The 20,597-nt window shown below is 66.0% G+C and carries 18 protein-coding genes; 11 read left to right on the top strand and 7 right to left on the bottom strand.

Going from position 1 to position 20,597, the window contains the following annotated elements; translation table 11 throughout:
• The first annotated feature begins 1 nt into the window (after nucleotide 1).
• Both QYH69_RS19015 and QYH69_RS19010 read left to right on the top strand, forming a co-directional pair.
• The gene (locus QYH69_RS19015; protein ID WP_308833371.1) at nucleotides 2-838 is read left to right on the top strand and encodes an alpha/beta hydrolase; all 837 of its coding nucleotides are present in this window, start codon (nucleotides 2-4) and stop codon (nucleotides 836-838) included.
• A gap of 98 nt (nucleotides 839-936) precedes the next feature.
• Complete coding sequence (locus tag QYH69_RS19010; protein ID WP_308833370.1) at nucleotides 937-1,263, top strand: Mpo1-like protein; 327 nt, start codon at nucleotides 937-939, stop codon at nucleotides 1,261-1,263.
• 101 nt (nucleotides 1,264-1,364) lie between these two features.
• Here the strand turns inward: QYH69_RS19010 and QYH69_RS19005 are convergent, their stop codons facing one another.
• Nucleotides 1,365-2,723 carry a YihY family inner membrane protein gene (locus QYH69_RS19005; protein ID WP_308833369.1) on the bottom strand — a complete coding sequence of 453 codons (1,359 nt, stop codon included), beginning with the start codon at nucleotides 2,721-2,723 and terminating at the stop codon, nucleotides 1,365-1,367.
• Nucleotides 2,724-2,833: 110 nt separating this feature from the next.
• Between QYH69_RS19005 and wrbA the strand changes: the two genes are divergently transcribed.
• The 3 genes from wrbA (at nucleotide 2,834) to QYH69_RS18990 (ending at nucleotide 4,846) form a co-directional block, all read left to right on the top strand.
• A complete protein-coding gene (gene wrbA / locus QYH69_RS19000; protein ID WP_308833368.1) occupies nucleotides 2,834-3,436 on the top strand; it encodes an NAD(P)H:quinone oxidoreductase in 603 nt (200 codons plus the stop codon).
• Between the two features lie 40 nt (nucleotides 3,437-3,476).
• Nucleotides 3,477-3,884 carry a DUF2069 domain-containing protein gene (locus tag QYH69_RS18995; protein ID WP_308833367.1) on the top strand — a complete coding sequence of 136 codons (408 nt, stop codon included), beginning with the start codon at nucleotides 3,477-3,479 and terminating at the stop codon, nucleotides 3,882-3,884.
• Between the two features lie 140 nt (nucleotides 3,885-4,024).
• Nucleotides 4,025-4,846, top strand: coding sequence for a metallophosphoesterase (locus tag QYH69_RS18990; protein ID WP_308833456.1), 822 nt, complete (start codon nucleotides 4,025-4,027; stop codon nucleotides 4,844-4,846).
• A gap of 15 nt (nucleotides 4,847-4,861) precedes the next feature.
• Here QYH69_RS18990 and QYH69_RS18985 read toward each other — a convergent pair whose 3' ends face one another.
• A complete protein-coding gene (locus tag QYH69_RS18985) occupies nucleotides 4,862-5,035 on the bottom strand; it encodes a hypothetical protein (protein ID WP_308833366.1) in 174 nt (57 codons plus the stop codon).
• 202 nt (nucleotides 5,036-5,237) lie between these two features.
• Entirely contained in the window at nucleotides 5,238-6,176 is a 939-nt protein-coding gene (locus QYH69_RS18980; RefSeq protein ID WP_308833365.1) for a LysR family transcriptional regulator, read from the bottom strand.
• A gap of 159 nt (nucleotides 6,177-6,335) precedes the next feature.
• Here QYH69_RS18980 and QYH69_RS18975 point away from each other — a divergent pair, with 159 nt between their 5' ends.
• The 4 genes from QYH69_RS18975 to QYH69_RS18960 are packed head-to-tail and all read left to right on the top strand — an operon-like array spanning nucleotide 6,336 to nucleotide 11,271.
• Nucleotides 6,336-7,973: an efflux transporter outer membrane subunit gene (locus tag QYH69_RS18975; RefSeq protein WP_308833364.1), complete on the top strand. Its 1,638-nt coding sequence runs from the start codon at nucleotides 6,336-6,338 to the stop codon at nucleotides 7,971-7,973.
• Nucleotides 7,974-7,990: 17 nt separating this feature from the next.
• Nucleotides 7,991-10,192 carry an FUSC family protein gene (locus QYH69_RS18970; RefSeq protein ID WP_308833363.1) on the top strand — a complete coding sequence of 734 codons (2,202 nt, stop codon included), beginning with the start codon at nucleotides 7,991-7,993 and terminating at the stop codon, nucleotides 10,190-10,192.
• A complete protein-coding gene (locus tag QYH69_RS18965; RefSeq protein ID WP_308833362.1) occupies nucleotides 10,182-10,382 on the top strand; it encodes a DUF1656 domain-containing protein in 201 nt (66 codons plus the stop codon). Before QYH69_RS18970 ends, QYH69_RS18965 begins: the two co-directional genes overlap by 11 nt.
• A gap of 22 nt (nucleotides 10,383-10,404) precedes the next feature.
• Nucleotides 10,405-11,271 (top strand): HlyD family secretion protein, encoded by an 867-nt coding sequence (locus QYH69_RS18960; protein ID WP_308833361.1) that lies wholly within the window; start codon nucleotides 10,405-10,407, stop codon nucleotides 11,269-11,271.
• Between the two features lie 63 nt (nucleotides 11,272-11,334).
• On the opposite strand, the gene QYH69_RS18955 is transcribed toward QYH69_RS18960, so the two are convergent.
• The 3 genes from QYH69_RS18955 to purT form a co-directional block, all read right to left on the bottom strand.
• Nucleotides 11,335-12,801 (bottom strand): DEAD/DEAH box helicase, encoded by a 1,467-nt coding sequence (locus tag QYH69_RS18955; RefSeq protein WP_308833360.1) that lies wholly within the window; start codon nucleotides 12,799-12,801, stop codon nucleotides 11,335-11,337.
• A 591-nt stretch (nucleotides 12,802-13,392) separates the two neighbouring features.
• A complete protein-coding gene (locus QYH69_RS18950) occupies nucleotides 13,393-13,791 on the bottom strand; it encodes an MliC family protein (protein ID WP_308833359.1) in 399 nt (132 codons plus the stop codon).
• 135 nt (nucleotides 13,792-13,926) lie between these two features.
• Nucleotides 13,927-15,141, bottom strand: coding sequence for a formate-dependent phosphoribosylglycinamide formyltransferase (gene purT, locus QYH69_RS18945; protein ID WP_308833358.1), 1,215 nt, complete (start codon nucleotides 15,139-15,141; stop codon nucleotides 13,927-13,929).
• 362 nt (nucleotides 15,142-15,503) lie between these two features.
• On the opposite strand from purT, the gene QYH69_RS18940 reads away from it, so the two are divergent.
• Together QYH69_RS18940 and QYH69_RS18935 are read left to right on the top strand one after the other, a co-directional pair.
• Entirely contained in the window at nucleotides 15,504-16,007 is a 504-nt protein-coding gene (locus tag QYH69_RS18940) for an META domain-containing protein (protein WP_308833455.1), read from the top strand.
• 93 nt (nucleotides 16,008-16,100) lie between these two features.
• The gene (locus QYH69_RS18935; RefSeq protein WP_308833357.1) at nucleotides 16,101-19,916 is read left to right on the top strand and encodes a DNA translocase FtsK; all 3,816 of its coding nucleotides are present in this window, start codon (nucleotides 16,101-16,103) and stop codon (nucleotides 19,914-19,916) included.
• A 61-nt stretch (nucleotides 19,917-19,977) separates the two neighbouring features.
• On the opposite strand, the gene QYH69_RS18930 is transcribed toward QYH69_RS18935, so the two are convergent.
• Nucleotides 19,978-20,547 (bottom strand): antimicrobial peptide resistance and lipid A acylation PagP, encoded by a 570-nt coding sequence (locus tag QYH69_RS18930; RefSeq protein ID WP_308833356.1) that lies wholly within the window; start codon nucleotides 20,545-20,547, stop codon nucleotides 19,978-19,980.
• Nucleotides 20,548-20,597: the final 50 nt, after the last annotated feature.

The following is a 20,597-nucleotide window of genomic DNA, read 5'->3' as shown; positions in this document are numbered from 1 at the left end:
CATGATCGTCGACGTGAACGGCAAAGCGGCCTACGCGTACACAGGCGGCAAACCCTTCGACCCTGCGCTGCCGACTGCCGTCTTTATCCACGGCGCCGAACACGACCACAGCGTCTGGGCGCTGCAAACGCGCTACTTCGCGCATCACGGCTTTGGCGTGCTTGCACTCGACCTGCCCGGGCACTGCCGTAGCGCGGGCCCCGCGCTCGCCAGCATCGGCGAACTCGCCGACTGGCTCGCGGCACTGCTCGACGCAGCCGGCATCGCACGCGCGTTTGTCGCGGGACACAGCATGGGCTCGCTGATCGCGCTCGACTTCGCGGCCCGTTACGCGGCACGCGCGACGCATCTTGCGCTTCTCGCCACCGCCGTTCCGATGACCGTTTCCGATACGCTGCTCGACGCGGCGCGCGAGCGCGAGACCGAAGCGATCGACATGGTCAACCAATGGTCGCATTCGACGATCACCGCCAAGCCGTCATGCCCCGCGCCGGGCTTCTGGCTGCACGGCATGAACCAGCGCCTGATGGAGCGCGTTGCGGCAACCGGCGAGCCCCGTCTATTTCATACCGACTTCAGCGCGTGCAACGCCTATGCCGGCGGCCTCGATCGCGCCGCTCGCGTGCGCTGCCCGGTACGGATGATTGTCGGCAAGCGCGACTTGATGACGCCGCCGCGCGCGACGCGTGCACTGGCCGATGCGTTCGGCCAGTCGCAGGTGCCGTTCGACATCGTCACGCTCGACGCCGGCCACGCGCTGATGACCGAACAGCCCGACGCGACGCTCGATGCGCTTTTTACGTTCGCCTTGACGTCACCCGCCAGCGTACTCGCCTGAGCGGTTGCGCACCATTGGCCGAATGGCCAGGTTGCACGCCCAAATGGAACGCAGCAAAATGGATCCATCCTGCAAGCGGCAACGCACGGGAGCTGACGATGGACCCGCATTCCACGCAACACGAACCGCGCTTCGCGAGCTTCGCCGAGTTCTATCCGTATTATCTGGAAGAGCATCGCAATCTCACGTCGCGGCGTCTGCACTTTCTCGGCTCGCTCGGCGTGATCGGCTGCCTCGCAATGGCGCTCGCGTCGGCCGACTGGATGTGGCTGCCGGCAGCCGTCATATGTGGATATGGGTTTGCATGGGCCGGACATTTCTTCTTCGAAAAGAACCGGCCCGCCACGTTCCGCCATCCGATCTACAGCCTGATGGGCGACTGGGTGATGTTCAGGGACATCGGCACGGGGAAGATTTCGCTGTAAGTGCAGCCGCTGGTGCAGCAGGCTCAGGCGACCCGCTCAGGCGACCCGCTCAGGCAGCCGGCTCAGGCAGCCGGCTCAGGCAACCCGCTCAGGCAACCCGCTCACGCAACCCTCTGAGGCATCGTCGAGGCCGCACGTGCGGCGCCGTCGGCCCGCTGCGCCGAGCGTTCGTCCGCGCGTGCCGCGACCAGCGCAGCGAGCGTGACATCGAGCTTGTCGTTATCGAGCGCGGCCAGCAGCGTTGCGCCGTGAACATGCGTCGAATCGAGATTGGCCTGATACGCAAGCTCGTTGCGATCGATGACGAACAGGTCGTAAAGCTGCCGCACGGTGATCTGATTCGGGTTTGCAAGCAGCACGTGGTGCGGCTGCAAGCCGTTCTCGTCGAGCGGCACGATCCAGCCGATCGTCTCGAGTTGCTGCAGCAGGCGCACGGTCGTGTCCATGTCGCGGCGAAGCAGGCGCGCGAGTTCGGCCACCGTATAGCCGCGCGAGCCGGTGTCGCGCGCAGCGCTCAGTGTTGCGAGCAGTTCGAGCGCATAGAGCAGATCGCCGCCGGCGAAATAAGGCCGGTGAAACTGCCCGATGCGAATCGCAGGCAATGCCGACGCGATCATCGCGCCGACCAGGGTGATGAACCAGCTCAGGTACATCCATAGCAGGAACAGCGGCACCACCGCGAATGCGCCATACACGGCCGTATAGCTCGGTATGCGGCGAATGTAGAAACCGAAGCCGCGTTTCGCCAACTCGAATGCGATCGCCGCGCACAAGCCGCCCACCGCCGCGTCGCGCCATTCGACGCGACAGTTCGGCAGATACATGTACATCAGCGTGAATGCGAGCACCGTCAGCGGCAACGCGGCGCCTGTCAGCGCCCATTCGATCAGCGACGGAATGTGCTGCGTCGCCGTGTACGCCATCGACCGCGTGAACAGATACGACGAAATCGAAAGACTGACTCCGATCAGCAGCGGCCCGAGGGTCAGGATCGCCCAGTAGACGAGCACGCGCTGCGCGAACGGCCGCGCCTTGCGCACGCGCCAGATCACGTTGAACGCGGATTCGACCGTCATCATCGTCATCACCGAGGTGACGAGCAGAACGATCATGCCGATCGTTGTCAGGCCTTTCGCCTTCGATGCGAACTGGTTCAGATACTTGAAGATCTGGTTATTGAACTGCGCCGGCATCAGATGATCGGCGAGAAAGCTCTGTAGCGAAGTCTGGAACGACGCGAAAATCGGAAACGCAGTGAAGAGCGCGAAGGCAACCGTCGCGAGCGGCACGAGCGAAAGCATCGTCGTGAAGGTAAGGCTGCCGGCCACCTGAGGAATACGGTCTTCGCCGCTGCGCTGCGCGGCGAATTGCGCGAGGCGTTTGATCGTATCGAAGTCGACACGCAGACGGGACAAGAGAGGCAACACGCGCGACAGCAAACCGAGCTCCTTCCACTTCATGATGTCTCCGAAACGCCGTCGTGCCGAGCGATGACCCCGAGTATGACGCGAGTGCGTGGCATGAGCGCTGGACCCAGCCCCTATAATACCCGTTCACCCAGAACAAGCTTATGAAAGACATTCTCGTTCTTTACTACAGTCGGCACGGCGCGACGCGCGAACTCGCGCTCGCAATCGCGCAAGGCATCGATAGCGCGCCCGGCATGCAGGCGCGTGTGCGCACCGTCCCGCCGGTTTCGACCGTTTGCGAGGCAACGGCACCGGACATCCCCAGCGAAGGGCCGCCGTATGCCGAGCTGCGCGACCTCGAGGAATGCGCGGGCCTTGCGCTCGGCTCGCCGACGCGCTTTGGCAATATGGCCGCGCCGCTCAAATACTTTCTCGACGGCACGACGCCGCAATGGTTATCGGGTGCGCTCGCCGGCAAGCCCGCATGCGTGTTCACGTCGACGGGCAGCCTGCACGGCGGACAGGAAACCACCCTGCTATCGATGATGCTGCCGCTGCTGCACCACGGCATGCTGATCGTCGGCATCCCCTACACCGAAAGCCTGCTGAACACGACGCAAACGGGTGGCTCGCCATACGGCGCTTCCCACCATGCACGCGCCGATTCCGCCGCACACGGTATTTCCGCCGACGAGAAAGCGCTCGCGATCGCACTCGGCGCACGCATCGCACGCACCGCCGCGTCGATGAGCGACCGTCCGTAGGCCGCCTCGCGACGCGGCAACATCGAAGCGCACCGTACCGATGAATACACGACACCCGCCTGCCCCACCGACCGCGGCGCCACGCGCATCGGCGTGGGCCGCTTACGGCGCAGCCGCATCGCTCGTGCTGCTGATCGCGTTGTGCGTCGGTTGGGAATGGCGCATCGCACCGTTGCGTCCGGGCGGCTCGGCGCTCGTGTTGAAGGCGTTGCCACTGTTGCTCGCGCTGCCCGGCGTCTGGCGCCTCAGGCTCTATACGCTGCAGTGGGCGTCGATGCTCGTGTTGCTCTATTTGATGGAAGGCATCGTGCGCGGCATGAGCGATCGTGGTCCGAGCGCGGCGCTGGCATGGCTCGAAGCGCTGCTCGCGGTACTGTTCTTCACATCTGCATTGGTCTATGTCGCGCCGTTCAAACGTGCCGCGCGGCGCGCGAAGAAAGCGGCGTAGCGCACGCGCAAGCGACAGGCCCAAGGGGCCCCTGCGAACACCGCCCGCGAAGGTGCTAGGCTACACGGACCACCACGCCGCTACCGCGCGGCATGGAACGAACACACGCCGCGCGCTTGCGGCGCATGGGAGCCGTAGCGATGAAGATTCGCGTGCTGTCCGATTTGCACCTCGAGCACGACGAGCCCGACCTGATTCCGCATGCCGACGCCGATCTGGTCGTACTTGCGGGCGACATCCACAACCACGCGCAAGGCCTGCGCTGGGCCGCGCAAACCTTCGATGGCGCGGTACCGGTCGTCTATGTGCCCGGCAATCACGAGTACTACGACGGCGAGTTCGGCGCGCTCGAATCGGCCATGCACGATGCAGCGCATTCGGTCGACAACGTGCACTTCCTCAATAACGCCGCGCTGATCGATCCGTGCGGCCGTTGGCGTGTGCTCGGCACGACGCTGTGGACCGACTTCGAGCTGTATGGCGCGCAGCCCGATACACGCGACGCGTCGATCGCGGCCGCGCAGCGCGTCATGCTCGACTATCGTGGGCTGATCCAGGTTGCGTGGGGCGATGCGGGAAGCGCCGAAGGAAACCGCAGCGCGCCTCGCCCGTTCACCCCCGCCGATTCGCTCGCGCTCCATGCGCGCGCACGCGCATGGCTTACCGACGCACTCGCGCAACCGTTCGCGGGCCAAACCATCGTCGTCACGCATCATGCGCCGCATCGGCGCAGCCTCGCGGCGCGCTACGCGAACGACCTTGTATCGGCGGGCTTCGTCAACGATTTGCGCGAACTGGTGCGCGAGCCCGTCGCGTTATGGGTCCATGGCCACACGCACACCGCCTTCGACTACGTCGAACACGGTACGCGCGTCGTCTGCAATCCGCGCGGCTACTTCGACAGGCGCACGCACCGGTTCGAAAACGGGCAGTTCAGCTGGACGAAGATAGTGGAAATCTGAGCAGGTAGAGGCGTATCAGAGACTGCTCGCATCGTCCCTACGCGCGGGCTTCATCGACGAGCTAGCTGATGAGACTTTCACCGGCACGAGCCGCGGCTGCGGCCGCATGCGTCGAAGCAGGTCGCGCGACGCGGCCACCGCGATCAGTCCAAAAATGACGGCGACACCGATCATCAGATGCGTATCCATGTTTTCCTCTTCTTGCCATTCGTTGCGGATGGGTTGCGCAGGGCGTCTTGCGCCGCGGTGCCGCGGTGCCGCGGTAGCCGGCAGCGGCATCGACTCCACGTTAACAAAACCGGTCCGCGTGGGAAGTAAGGAAGTGTTGCGATGCAACGGCATCTGTAACGTCGTACCAAAGCGCGGCATGCCCGAGGCACGAGGCGTGAAATCAGGTGCGGGCGAACTTGCGCAATTCGGCGTGATCGTTGGCAAGCGTCGCCGGCAACCCGTCGCGCAGATACTCGACCCATGTGCGGATCTTCGCGTCGAGGTATTGCCGTGACGCATACAGCGCGTACAGCGTCATTTCCTGCGACGTGTACTCGGGCAAAACCCACACGAGCTCGCCGCTGCGCAACCCCGCGATGGCCGAGTAGATCGGCAACAGTCCGATGCCCATGCCTTCACGGACGGCCACCGCCTGCGCTTCCGCCACGTTCACCTGGAATGACGACGAACCGAGCGCAACCGTCTCCTGTCCGTTGGGACCGTCGAAGGTCCATTCATCGGTCGGGAAAATCGGCGTGAGCAGGCGCAGGCACACGTGGTGACGTAAATCCCCGGGCGTTTGCGGTATGCCGTTGCGTTCGAGATACGCAGGCGACGCGCACGTGATGCTGAATGCGCTGCCAAGGCGCTGCGAAACGAGCCCCGAATCGGGCAGGTGCTGCGCGAGCACGAGCGCGACGTCGTAGCCTTCGTCGAGCAGATCGGGCATACGCTGTGCGAGCGTCAATTCGACGTGGACTTCCGGATAGAGCGCCTGGTATTTGCCGACCGCCGGCACGACGTAGTGCTGACCAAAGCTCGTCATCGCATGGACCTTGAGCTTGCCTGACGGACGGGCATGCGCATCGCTCGCCTCCGCCTCGGCCTGATCCACATACGCGAGAATCTGCTCGCACCGCTGCAGGTAGCGCTCGCCGGCTTCCGTGAGCGCGATTCGCCGCGTGGTGCGATTGAGCAGCCGCGTGCGCAAATGTGCTTCGAGGTCCGAAACAGCACGCGACGCATACGCGGTAGTGGTGTTCAGATGCTGCGCGGCAGCGGTGAAGCTACCGGCCTCGACGACGCGGGAAAAGACGCGCATGTTCTGGAGCGTATCCATGTCGAATCCTTGACTACCGTTGGAGGCGATTGTTGCACATACCGTAAGGGCGATTATCGCAAATCCGGTAAAGATGCGTTACACCTTTGCCTGTTATTCAGTAATCAACTGAAAAATATAATGACGACCAGCGGTTCATAGTCAATTTGGGAGAAAATCGTGCGGTTTTCGGTGAGGAATGGGATCGCCGCGTTCGCGGTTCTTGCGATCTCGCTAATAATTGCCGGCTGCGCGTCTCCTGGAAACGTGGCGCCCCAGGCCCACGCCAACGACCCGATGTCGCTCGATGCGGGCGCGGCGATTCGCGCCGCCGATCTCGATGCGCAATGGCCCGCCGCCGACTGGTGGCGCACCTACAACGACCCTCAGCTGAACAGTTGGGTAGAAGCGGCAGTGGCCGGCAATCCGACGCTTGCCGTTGCCCAGGCGCGCGTACGCAACGCGCAGGCCCTCTCGGCGGTCAATGCGGCCGCGCTCGCACCGCAGGTCAACGGCAGTCTGTCCATTCAACGGCAGCATTGGCCCGATAACGTCTATTACGGCCCGGGCCCGCTCGCCGACCAGACCACGTGGAACAACACCGGGGTGCTGAGTCTGTCGTATCGCCTCGACCTATGGGGCCGCGATAAAAACGCCGCGGAAGCCGCCCTCGACTTCGCGCATGCAAGCGCGGCCGACGCACGCGCCGCGCAGCTCGAAATCGAAGCGAACGTCGTGCGCACGTATATCGACATGTCGATGAACTACGAGCTGCTCGACATCGCAAAGAGCACGCTCGCGCAACAGCAACAGGTCGCGGACCTTGCGAACCGGCGGCTCAGGGGCGGCCTCGGCACGCAGCTCGAAGTCTCGCAGGCCGAAACGCCGTTGCCCGAGTCCGAACGGCGCATCGATGCGCTCGAAGAGGAAATCGCGCTCGGCCGCAACCAGCTGGCGGCACTCGCCGGCAAGGGACCGGGCGCGGGCGACACGATCACGCGGCCGCAACTCGCGCTGAACGGTCCGGCCGGCCTGCCGTCGACGCTGCCCGCGGAACTGATCGGTCATCGTCCCGATATCGTCGCAGCGCGCTGGACCGTGGCGGCGCAGGCGCGCGGCATCGACGTCGCGCATGCGGACTTTTATCCGAATATCGATCTGCTCGCGTCGGTCGGCGGCTTTGCCGCGATGGGGCCGCTCTTCCAGTTTCTGCATGCGCAGAACGGCCAGTGGACCGCGGGGCCGGCCGCGTCGCTGCCGATTCTCGACGGCGGGCGTCTGCGCGCGCAGCTCGGCGCCGCATCGGCCGGCTACGACATCGCGGCCGAGCAGTACAACCAGGCGATCGTGAGCGCGTTGAAACAGATTTCCGATCAGGTCGTGCGGATCCGCTCGCTCGAAATACAGGCGAAGGAAGCGCGGCGCGCCGTCGATATCGCGACGAAAAACTATCGGCTTTCGCGCGAAGGCTATCGGCGCGGCCTGACCGACTATGTGAACGTGCTGATCGCACAGACGCAACAGTTGCGCGCGCAGGAAGGCGTAGCGCGCGTAGAGGCCGACCGGTTGAACGCACACGCCACGCTGGTCGCCGCGCTCGGCGGCGGCCTCGCGGCGCCGGCCGACGGACCATCGGAAGCCGAGACCTGGCCAGCGAGCGAACATGACAAGGACAAGCGCCGCGCCGCCGCGGCGCCGGCCGCCCTCAACGCCGCCAGTGCGACGAAGCCAACCCGAGCAAGTTCCGCGGCAAATTCCGCGGCGGCGCGCGCGACGGACGCCGCGCCGCCCGATCAAACCGACGCGAAAGCGCCCTGACCGCCGCGCCGCCCGCCATGACCACTCCGTCCTCCACGCCAGGCGCCCTGCTGCCGTCGCTCTACGCGGCCGCCGCCGACTGGGCACGCACCGACGGCCGCAACTGGATCTACATCCTGAAGGCGCTGACCGCGGCGTTTCTCGCGATCGGCATCGCGATGAAGCTCGAGATGCCGCAACCGCGCACCGCGATGACGACCGTCTTTATCGTGATGCAGCCGCAAAGCGGCGCGGTATTCGCGAAGAGCTTCTACCGGATCTGCGGCACGCTCGTCGGCCTCGTCGTGATGCTCGCGCTGCTTGGCCTGTTTCCGCAGCAGCCCGAACTGTTCATCCTGTCGACCGCGCTGTGGGTCGGCATCTGCACGGCCGGCGCCGCGCGCAACCGCAACTTCCGCTCGTACGGCTTCGTGCTGGCCGGCTACACGGCCGCGCTGATCGGCATACCCGCTTCGCAGCACCCGGACGGCGCGCTGCTGTCGGCGTTGACGCGCGTCTCGGAAGTGCTGCTCGGCATCGTCTGCGCAGGCGCCGTCAGCGCCCTTATCTTTCCCGAACACACGGGCGAACTGGTGCGCACGACCGTGCGCGCGCGCTTCAGCTCGTTCGTCGATTACGTAGGCAACGCGCTGGGCGGCCGCATCGAGCGCGCCCAGATCGAAGAAACGAATGCGCGCTTCATTGCCGATATCGTCGGCCTCGAAGCGATGCGCAGCATGGCCGTTTTCGAAAGTGCCGAGTCGCGCATGCGCGGTGGGCGCCTTGCGCGGCTCAATACCGAATTCATGGCCGCGTCGACGCGTTTTCACGCGCTGCATCAGTTGATGAACCGCCTGCACATGCAAAGCGCGTGGGTGACGATCGACGCGCTCGAGCCCTACTTCCGCGAAATTGCGCCGCTATTGCACCGCCGGTCCGGCGAGCCCGTGCGCACCGCCGCGGACGCAATCCATTCGGCCGACCAGCTCGAAGCGTACAAGGCGGAACTGCCGCAGCGCATTCGCGCGACGCGCGCCGAGCTCGCCGTGCATCCCGACGAGCCGCTGCTCGACTTCGACACCGCCTCCGAGCTGCTCTACCGCTTCGTCGAGGACCTGCACGCGTACACGGCCACCTATGCGTCGCTCGCGGTGCCCACGCACGCGCGCGAGCGCTGGATCGAGCACTACGAGCCAAAGACGAATCCGCTCACGGCCGGCATCTCCGGCGTGCGCGCGGCGATCGTCATGTGCGTGCTCGGCGCGTTCTGGATCGCCACCGCCTGGCCGAGCGGCACGACGCTCACGCTCAATGCGGCCGCGACCTGCGCGCTTGCATCGTCGTCGCCGAACCCGCCGCGCATGGCCTGGCAGATGGCGGTCGGCACGACCCTGTCGTCGTTCATGGCGCTGATCGTCACCTTCGGCATTTATCCGCACATCGACGGCTTTGCGCTGTTGTGCGCGGCGCTCACGCCGTTTCTCGCACTCGGCGTGTTCATGACGACGCGCCCGAAGCTGGCCGGCTACGGCGTCGGCTACTGCATCTTCTTCTGCTTCCTCGCCGGGCCCGACAACCTCGAGATCTACGAGCCAACGAGCTTTATGAACGATGCGCTCGCGCTCGTGCTGTCGATGCTCGTCACCGCGGTCGCGTTCGCGGTGCTGCTGCCGCCGTCGACGCCATGGCTGCGCAATCGCCTGCTGATCGACCTGCGCCGCCAGGTCGTAGCCGGCTGCCGCGGCAGCGTGCGCGGGCTGCGCACGCGCTTCGAAAGCGGCGCGCGCGACCTGATGTTCCAGATCAACGCGCTCGCAGCCGACGAGCCCGAAGTGAAGCGCGACACGCTGCGCTGGCTGTTTGCCGTGCTCGAAGTGGGCAACGCGATTACCGACTTGCGCGTCGAGATCGACAGACTGCCGCGCGAACCACGCTATGCGCGTCTGGCGCCATGGCGCGTGAAGCTTCGTGCGATGCGCGACGACGTCGGCCGCCTGTTCGAAACGCCGACCTCGAAACGGCTCGATATCGCGCTTGCCTCGACCGACGCCGCGATCGACGCGGTCCAGCAGATGCTCGCGCTGGTCGCGCCGGAACGCGAAGAACGCCACCGGATGCAGCGCATCCTGAGCCACGCGCACTTCGTTCGCAGCGCGCTGCTCGACCCCCAATCGCCGCTGGCCGAACTGAGCGGCAACGGCGCCGGCCATCCGCCACCAGGAGCTCGCCATGCCTCGTGAAGTTGCAATTCTCGACGCGTACATGCCTGCCGTCATCGTGCTGTTTTTCGTTGGCGCGGTGCTGACATGGATGATCGACCGGGTGCTCGCGCAGATCGGCGTGTACAGCGTCGTCTGGCACCCGTCGCTGTTTCGCGCGAGCCTGCTCGTCTGCGTGTGCGGCGGCCTGGGTCTCGCGGTTTATCGTTGAAAGAGTCGAAAAGAGTCGAATCATGACCATCCGTAACATTCTCGGGTTTATCGCGACTGTGGCGATTTTCATCGTCGCGATACTGATCGGCCGCGCGCTGTGGATCCACTACATGGACGAACCGTGGACGCGCGATGGCCGCGTGCGCGCCGAAGTGGTCAATATCGCGCCCGACGTGTCGGGCGCGGTCGTCGAGCTGCCGGTGCGCGACAACCAGCTCGTCAGGAAAGGCGATCTGCTCATGCAGATCGACCCGTCGCACTATCGGATCGCGGTCGAGCAGGCGCAGGCGGCGGTCGCCGCGCGCAAGGCCGAGCTGCAGATGCGCCGCGACGACGCGAAACGGCGCGCGGATCTGGACAGTCTCGTGGTGTCGAAGGAATCGCGCGAAAACGCGACGCATACCGCCAATTCGGCGCAAGCGCAGTATCAGCAGGCCGTCGCGGCGCTCGATGCGGCGAAGCTCAATCTCGAGCGCACGCGCGTGCTCTCGCCCGTCGACGGGTACGTGACGAATCTCAACGTGTTTCGCGGCGACTATGCGATCGCAGGGTCGGCGAAGCTTGCGATCGTCGATAGCCACTCGTTCTGGGTCTACGGCTACTTCGAGGAAACGAAGCTGCCGCACGTGCGCCTCGGCGATGCGGCCGAAATGCGGCTGATGAGCGGCGGCGTGCTGCGCGGTCACGTCGAGAGCATCTCGCGCGGCATCTACGACCGCGACAACCCGGAAAGCCGCGAACTGCTCGCCGACGTGAATCCGACCTTCAACTGGGTGCGCCTCGCGCAGCGCGTACCCGTGCGCATCAAGATCGATTCGGTGCCCGACGGCGTGCTGCTGTCGGCCGGCACGACCTGTACGGTCGTGGTGACGCCGTCGAAGAAATAAGCGCGCCTAGAGAAGAGAGAACACGCGACGCCGGGCCGTCACGGCCCGGGTGATCAGCAAAGATCAGGAAGACGAAGAAGTCTTGCGCGGCATGCCGAAGCCGCCCAGCAGCGCGGCGAGCGGCTGCTTCGACGCCGGCTTTTGCGGCGCACCGTCGTTCTCGTCGCGCTTCGCCGACGCCGCGGACAGCGCGCTCGGCGACGGCTCGTACGGCTTCAGGAAGAAATCGTCGATCGGCGGCTGACGGTGCGAATGCGAAGCGCCGCGCTCGAAGCCGCCGCCCGAACGGCGCCGGCTGCCGCGGTCATCGCGCTCGTCGCGGCTGCGACGGCCGCCGCGATCGTCGTGATGGTGCCGCACCGGCACATCGACGACGAGCCGCTGTACTTCGAGCGGCCGCTTGATGAGCTTCTCGATATCCTGCAACTGCTTGCGTTCGTTCGCGCTGAACAGCGACAGCGCATCGCCCGATGCGCCCGCTCGCCCCGTGCGACCGATGCGGTGCACATAGTCTTCGGCATTGAACGGCAAATCGAAGTTGATGACGGCCGGCAATTCGGCGATATCGAGGCCGCGCGCCGCGACATCGGTGGCGACGAGCGCTTCGATCTCGCCGCGTTTGAAGGCGTCGAGCGCCTGCATCCGCTCGCTTTGCGAACGGTCGCCGTGAATCGCGGTCGCGACCACGCCGTCGCGTTCGAGTTGCCGCGCGAGCCGGCTTGCGCCGATCTTGCTGTTGCAGAACACGATGACCTGCTTGAGGCTGCGCTCGCGTATCAGTTGCACGACCGCGCCGGTTTTGTCGCCTTCCGCGACTTCATAGACGATCTGCGTGACGTTGGCGGCCGTCGAGTTGCTGCGCGCGACTTCGATGGTCTGCGGGTTGCGCAGGTATGTGGCGGCCAGCTTCTTGATTTCGCCCGAGAACGTCGCGGAAAAGAGCAGCGTCTGACGCTCTTTCGGCAGCAGGTTCAGGATGCGCTGCAGGTCGGGCAGAAAGCCCATATCGAGCATGCGGTCCGCTTCGTCGAGCACGAGAATCTGCACCTGGCCGAGATTCGCGGTTTTCTGCTGCACGTGGTCGAGCAGGCGCCCCGGCGTCGCGATCAGGATTTCGACGCCGCGCCGCAGTTCCGCCGATTGCGGGTTCATATCGACGCCGCCGAACACAACGGCACTTCGCAGCGGCGTGTGTTTCGCATACGCCTGCACGTTTGCGGCCACCTGGTCCGCCAGTTCGCGCGTCGGCGTCAGGATCAGCGCGCGCACCGGGTGGCGCGCCGGCGAGGCGCTCGTGCTCGCGGCCGGCAACAGCCGCTGGATGATCGGCAGCGAGAAGCTGGCAGTCTTGCCGGTGCCGGTCTGCGCGGCGCCCATTACGTCGCGGCCGCCCAGCACGACAGGAATCGCCTGCGCCTGGATCGGCGTCGGCGTCGTGTAGCCCTGCTCCGCGATGGCTTTCAGGATGTCGGCCGACAGGCCGAACTGGTCGAAGGTCGCGGTGCTAGGAGTGACAACTGTGTCGGACATGGTGGCTGCTATCGGTAAAAATGCGACTACGCGCGACGGCGCGAAGCCTCGTACTGCCTGCCTGATCTGAACGGCGGCCGCCTGCATGGCCGCTATATGGCCACCGGGCAAGCATGCGGCGAGCTTGCGCGCCGTTTGACTGTCTGGTGAAGCGGCCGGCGCCGCCGACGGCATCAGGTGAACGCTGAGCACGCGATGTGCCGCGGGCGCGCCGGGTAATCGAACACAAAGCCGGGCGAACACAAAGCCGGGCGAACACAAAGCCGGGCGAACACACGGCCGGGCTAACATAAAGCCCGGAGAACGCAAAGCCGGGCGATCGGCAAGACCTGGCGGCCCAAGCACCCCGAGGGCGACTGCCCTCCGCGACCCCACCTGCATAAAACAGGGCGAATCGGCCCGCGTCCGCGTCGGGCGGCACATATACCCGCCGCAAAGGGCGCTATTGTAGCACTTCGACGCAAGCGGCTCCGATGGGCTTTTGGCGGCTATCGCACGCGCGACGGGCATGCGATAGCCACCGACCGGCCAAAACCAGAAGACTGGCGCGCTCTCGCGACAATGGCGTGACACGCGCAGCCAAAGTGAGCTCTAGCGCACGATCGTCACGCAATCGGAGAGGATCGGCGGCGCATCGGGCCCTCCTTGCATCGAGTCGTACAGGTCCGCGCGCGGGCCTTTCGTCCACCACGTATAGCTGCCCGCCTGATAGCGCACGCCGGAGCCCGATATCGTGCTTACGAACAACATGTCCCTGCCGTTCACGGGCACGACCGCAAAGCTCTGGCCGTTCGACGCGCTCAGATACGTGACGTGCAGAATACGGCCCGTCGCGCACGTATATTTCTGCATGCGCGGTTTTTCCGTACGCAGGTCGCCGAAGCGCGGCGTACTGCCGGTGGCTGCGACCGCAACGGTGGGAAGCGCCGCCGACAATACGATCGAGACAGCGGCAAGCGCCGCCGCTGCTGGAATGAACCGCTGATTCATCGAACACTCCGCATATTCAGAGATGGCGCCGATGTGGTCGAACGCGCAGTTGACCGCGCAGTTCACCGCGCAGTTCACCGTGCAGCGAATCGCGTTTGCCACTGCCGCGCCGAGACTTGCCAACCGTGTGCGCAGCTACTTGGCCGAAACCGGCCGCACTGCCGCCGCAGCTTCTTTAGCCCGCGCGCGAGCCTCCTCGACATCCGCACCCGTCGCGACCGCGACACCCATGCGGCGCTTCACGAAGCTCTCCGGCTTGCCGAACAGCCGCAAGTCCGCACCGGGCACCGCAAGCGCCTGCGCGACGCCTTCGAATGCGATGCCGGCTTCGTCGAGCCCACCGTAGATCACCGCCGACGCGCCCGGCGCGCGCAGCGACGTGTCGACAGGCAGGCCGAGAATGGCGCGTGCATGCAGTTCGAATTCCGAGAGCCGCTGCGAGGCGAGCGTGACGAGCCCCGTATCGTGCGGCCGCGGACTCACTTCCGAGAACCACACTTCGTCGCCGCGCACGAAGAGTTCGACGCCGAACAGGCCGCGGCCGCCAAGCGCCTCGGTGACCTTATGCGCGACTTCGCGCGTGCGTTCTAGCGCGCGTGGGCTCATCGGTTGCGGCTGCCACGATTCGACGTAGTCGCCGGCCACCTGCACATGGCCGACCGGGTCGCAGAAATACGTGCGCGTTTCGCCGCTGGCCGAATCGAGCGCGCGCACGGTCAACTGCGTGATCTCGTAGTCGAAGTCGATAAAACCCTCGACGATCACACGCCCATGATTCACGCGCCCGCCGGCGAGCGCGTATTGCCATGCCGCGTCGACATCGGCCGCGCTCTTCACGACGGACTGCCCTTTGCCCGACGACGACATCACCGGTTTCACGACGCACGGATAGCCGACCCTGGCGATGCCTGCCTTCAGTTCGTCGAGCGAGTCGGCAAATGCATACGGCGAGGTCGGCAGGCCAAGCTCTTCGGCCGCGAGGCGGCGGATGCCTTCGCGATTCATCGTCAGCTGCGTGGCGCGCGCGGTGGGGATCACTTCGGCAATGCCGTCGGTTTCGATCGCGGCGAGCGCGTCGGTCGCGATCGCTTCGATCTCAGGCACGATCAGATGCGGCCTTTCTTTCTCGACGAGCGCGCGCAATGCGGCCGGATCGGTCATGTCGATCACATGCGCGCGATGCGCAACCTGATGGCCCGGCGCATTGTGATAACGGTCGACGGCGATCACTTCGACGCCCAGACGCTGCAGTGCAATGATCACCTCCTTGCCCAGTTCGCCTGCGCCGAGCAGCATGACGCACGTAGCCGAAGGAGAAAGCGGTGTGCCGATACGTTGGCCGGTCTGCATGGAAACTCCAAACAAATGCAATGGGTGGATCGAAGGGGTGCGGCGATGTTAACATGCGCGGCCCCGCTGTCCGCGCCGCGCCGGGGCTTCGACGAATGCGGCCGCGGTTGCGCAACGGCGTTGCGTATCGGCCGTTGCGTATCGGTATGTACCGGTACGTATCGGTATGTACCGGTACGTACCGGCGATTCGCACTCGCTTGCGCGGTGCGTAGTGCGTTACCCTTACGCCTTTCCAGTTTCGACAGGAACGACGCCATGGTTCTCATGTCCGCTGCGCGACGCGTTGCATCTTTGCCTGCTGCCGCGCCGTTCTCACTCGAGAACGATGGCGAGCACCGCGGCAGGCGCCGCGCGGCACGCATGCGCAGTGTCGGCGCATTGCTCGCGGCCGCCGCACTCTGCGCGGCTTGCTCGCTACCGCAGCACACCGACGCGGACGCGCCGCCGCCCGACCCGTTCAACCCGGCCGCCACGCAATTGCTCGACGACACGAGCTGGCAGTTGACCAGCTGGACGCGCGCGGACGGCGCCACGCGCGACGTGCCGCATGGCGAGGCCGACAAAACCGCCGATGCGTCGATCACGCTGGTGCTGTCGACCGCAAACGGCCAACGCCGCGCAAGCGGCTTTTCGGGCTGCAACCGCTATACGGGCACGTACATGCTGAGGGACGGCAAGCTCAGCTTCGGGCCGCTTGCAGGCACACGCATGGCCTGTGCGAGCGTCGGCGGCAAACTCGAAAGCGACTATCTCGACGCGCTTGCGCATGTCGACAAGAGCGGCGTGCAGATGCGTGCGCCGCAGGAACTGCAGTTGATCACCGCATCCGGCGACACGCTCGTGTTCGCACGCAGCGAAAAATGACGATGCGCGATGACGGCGCGCAAACGAAGCGCTTCGTCAGTTTAAACTCGACGGGTTGCGCTGCGGCGCGTCCGTCATTCGTTGATGTCTAGCATGCATACGGCAGTTTTCGGCTGGTTCGGCGGGTCGACCGTCTGGTTGCTCCCTCTCATCTGGCGCCTCGTGAAATCCGCGCTGCCTGGCGGCACGGGCCTGCGCGGTCCAGGCACGATCCGGCTGTGGCTCGGCTTCGTCTGCGTGATGGTGGCGAGCTGCACGCTGGAAGCGTCGCTCGTCGATATCGCCGGCATGGACGGCGCCGGTCATGCGCTTGCGAACGGATTGGGCCATCTGCTGGGACGCGTCGGCACACCGGTCGCGATGGGCGTGCTGTTCGCGGTGAGCTTGCCGTGGCTGCTCGGGTTTCGCTGGTCGAGCCTGCTGGCGTGGGCCGATGCGGCCTTCGGGCTCGGCCTGCCGCGCATACGCGGCGCGGCACGGCGCAGCAGGCGCGCCGATAACGATGCATCGGCGGCGGCGCATGCGGCACGGCATGCCGGAGCACGCAGCAACGCAGGGATCGGCTCGGGCATTCACTCGGGCGCGAGCTCGGGGGTCCATTCAGGGGTCCATTCAGGGATCAATTCGGGGATCAACGCAAACGCGGATCCTCGCCTCAACGCGATCACGCCACGCTCGAACGGACGATACACACGGCCGACCGTCTGGAAACCGCCTGCAACGACGCGCGGTAAAGCTGCGGCCGGGTCGGCAACGGGGGCGGCCGGTGCCTCGCGCGCCGGCCATGCTTCGTCCGCCGACAGCGCCGGCGGAAACGTCGGCGCGCGGGGCGCGCAGACCGGTGCTGGATGGGCGCCCGCGGAACCGGTCGCGCCCGCCGGGTGGCTGCGCGGCGGGTCCGACGGCGGCTTGCCGCGCGATCGCACGCCATCGGCTGCGGGTGGCGCGGGATTCGCGTCGCGTGGTTCAGTAGCAGGTGGTGTCGGTGTTTCGCCCGTCAATGCGGCAAGCGCGACGGGAACACCAGCAATGTCGATGCCGCTTGCCGGTAGTGGCACTGGCGGCAGTGGCGGCAGCAATGCGCCAGGAAATCGCGCGGTCGCGTCCGCGCGCGAAACGGCGGCGCAGCGGCCGGCGCCGGCTTCGTCGAGTCCGACCGGAACCGCGGGATCGAGCGCGACGACGCCAATGCACCGCGCGCCGATGCGGCCTGCCTCCGCCACTCCGTCCACTTCGTCCACTCCATCCACTTCGTCGTCTTCGCAGATGGCTTCGCCGCAGACGGGCCGCGTGGCCGCACCGGGTGCGTCGACACCTGCGCAGCCGAGTTCCGCCGTCGGGTCGTCGACACGCTCACCCGCCTTGGGCTTCAAGCGTCCGGCGTCGACCGGGCCACGCGTCGAACCGGCACCGGGCGTGCGCGAAACGCTGCGCAGCATCGAGGAAAACACCGCGCGCTGGACGACGCTTGCGGGCGCGAGCCTCGCGCGGCGCAGCCAGGCGGAACCCGCGAAAGCGGCGGGAACCGATGAGGCGACGCGAGGCGACGCAGCTGCAAGCGATGTCGCCGCGATGGGCACAACGCCCGACGACTCAAAGCCACGAACGGGGCATGACGTACCAGCCCGCGCCGACGAGCCGACTCGCGAGACAGGCGCAAACGCCGCGCCGAACGGGTCGGCGCCCGCCGCGCCGCCGGCTGCGAGCGATGAGCGTCGGTCAGACGAGATCGGCGGTGTCCCGAGTGTCCCGGGCGACTCTGCCGCATCGGGCGCACCGCGCACGCCAGCCGCATCGGGCGCTTCCAGCGCAATCGAGAACCCGTCGAGCACGGGCGGCACGCCCTACCCTGCACCTCCGGTCCCGGCCACGACGCCCACGCTCGCCCCATGGGATGCGATCGAAGAAACCGTGGCCACGCTGCGCACCGGTTCGTCGATGACATCGCATACGCTGTCGACGTCCGCGGCAGTTGCGCTCGATGCGCAAGGGGCACGCCACGGCGGGCCCCAGTTGCATATCGTGAGTGCGCATCCGACGCCGGCCCCCGCATCGTCCGTCGACGAGACGTCAGCAGAGACAGCCGCGCCCACATTGGTTGCACAACCACAAGACGCATCACCCGCGACTCCCGCCGAGCCCGCGCCCTCGAACGTCGTGCAATTCCCAGGCGCGCAGGCGGCGCATCCGGTGACGCCCATCGCGTCGAGCGCATCGTTTGACCGCGACGGCGCAGCACAACAGCTTGACGACGATGCCGCCAGCGGCAACGCCCCGACCAACGGAGGCGAGTCGCCGAGCGGCAGCACTGCCGCTCCCGCCAGCGCAAACGCCGCCGCCGATGCCCCGGCGGCGCCCGATTCCTCGCGCGCGTCACTGCGCGGCCACGCGCCAACGAGCTTCGAGTTCCACGCGCCCGCCGCCTCGCATATCGAGTTGCCGGGCCTCGCCCTGCTCGCTCGCGCATCGACCGAAGTCGAGCCGATCTCCGATGAGAAGCTTGCCGAAACGAGCCAGTTGATCGAGCAGCGGCTGCAGGAGTTCAAGGTGCCGGTAACCGTGGTCGGCGCATCGGCAGGCCCCGTCATCACGCGTTTCGAGGTCGAGCCGGCGCTCGGCGTGCGCGGCAGCCAGATCGTCGGCCTCATGAAGGACCTGTCGCGCGGGCTCGGTCTGACGTCGATCCGCGTGGTCGAGACGATTCCGGGCAAAACCTGCATGGGCCTCGAATTGCCGAACGCAAAGCGCCAGATGATCAGCCTCTCGGAAATTCTCGAGGCGAATGTCTATCAGCACTCCGCGTCGAACCTGACGCTCGCGATGGGCAAGGACATCACCGGGCATCCCGTCGTCACCGATCTCGCGAAGGCGCCGCATATGCTCGTTGCGGGCACAACGGGTTCGGGCAAGTCGGTCGCGATCAACGCGATGATCGTCTCGCTGCTCTACAAGGCGACGCCCGAGGACGTGCGGCTCATCATGATCGACCCGAAGATGCTCGAGCTGTCGGTCTACGAAGGCATTCCGCATCTGCTCGCGCCCGTCGTCACCGATATGAAGCTCGCGGCGAACGCGCTCAACTGGTGTGTCGGCGAAATGGAAAAACGCTACCGGCTGATGTCGGCCGTGGGCGTGCGCAACCTGGCCGGTTTCAACCAGAAGATCCGCGACGCGCAAGCGCACGAAAAAAAGATCGGCAATCCGTTCTCGCTGACGCCCGACGATCCCGAACCGTTGTCGCCGCTGCCGCTCATCGTGGTCGTGATCGACGAGCTCGCGGACCTGATGATGGTGGCCGGCAAGAAGATCGAAGAGCTGATCGCGCGCCTCGCGCAAAAGGCGCGCGCCGCCGGTATCCACCTGATACTCGCGACGCAGCGGCCGTCGGTCGATGTGATCACCGGCCTCATCAAGGCGAACATTCCGACGCGCGTCGCATTCCAGGTGTCGTCGAAAATCGACTCGCGCACGATTCTCGACCAGATGGGCGCCGAGTCGCTGCTGGGCCAGGGCGACATGCTGTTCCTGCCGCCGGGCACAGGCTATCCGCAGCGCGTGCACGGCGCGTTCGTCGCCGACGAAGAAGTGCATCGCGTCGTCGAGCATCTGAAGCAGTTCGGCGAGCCGCAGTACGAGGAAGGCATTCTCGACGGACCGGCCGCCGACGGCGCGCCGCAAGACCTGTTTGGCGATGCGCCCGACGCGGAAGCCGATCCGCTCTACGACGAGGCGGTCGCCTTCGTCGTGCGCACGCGGCGCGCATCGATCTCCGCCGTGCAGCGGCAATTGCGCATCGGCTATAACCGCGCGGCGCGGCTCGTCGAGCAGATGGAAGCGGCCGGGCTCGTCTCGTCGATGGGCATCAACGGCAGCCGCGAGGTACTGGCGCCGGGGCCCGCGCCCGATTAGGCTTGAATCGGGCATCGAATCAGGCATTCGTCGGGCGGCAGAACGCTGCCCGCCGTATGCATCAGAACTCGTAGCGCGCCCAGAAGAAGGCCACGTCTCCTTCGTTAAGGCCCGGGATACGCGGAATGAACGTGCCCATCAACGACGCGTTCCGGTAACGCAACGATCCGATCGGCAACGCGAGCGGAACCGGCAGATAGTGCGCGATATCGTTGCGCGCCGTGAAGCCGATGAAATAGCCGCCGCCGACCGACAATCCGCCGAGCACCGGCTTCGTGTACCACTGACGCGCCCAGCCGCCGATCGGCTCCGGGTTCTCGTGGGAATCGAGGAAGATGAAGGCGAACAGGATGTCGTCGTTACCGTTCTCGTCCGTGAAGTGCTTGCCCGCGCCGCCGCCCCACGAATACGCGTTCAGCGACTGGCGATGCTCTTCCGTATAGCCGTCGATATGCCAACCGTAGCCAGTCAGATAGAGATCCCACGTGCCTTCATGCACAACGCGCGAGACGCGCGAACACGCGCGCGCGACCCAGTCGATCGAGTAATCGCAATCGGCGTGCGCGGGCAGCGGCGCGGTTTGCAGCGCCACCGTCGTCACCAGCATGACCGTCGCGAACGTTGTTCTCATCGTGTCCCAGGACGATTACTTCACAACGGCGAAGACGATTGCGCTTACCA

Origin of the sequence: Paraburkholderia sp. SARCC-3016 (assembly GCF_031119615.1) — a bacterium.
GTDB lineage: Bacteria > Pseudomonadota > Gammaproteobacteria > Burkholderiales > Burkholderiaceae > Paraburkholderia.
This window is presented reverse-complemented; position numbering and strand designations above follow the sequence as displayed.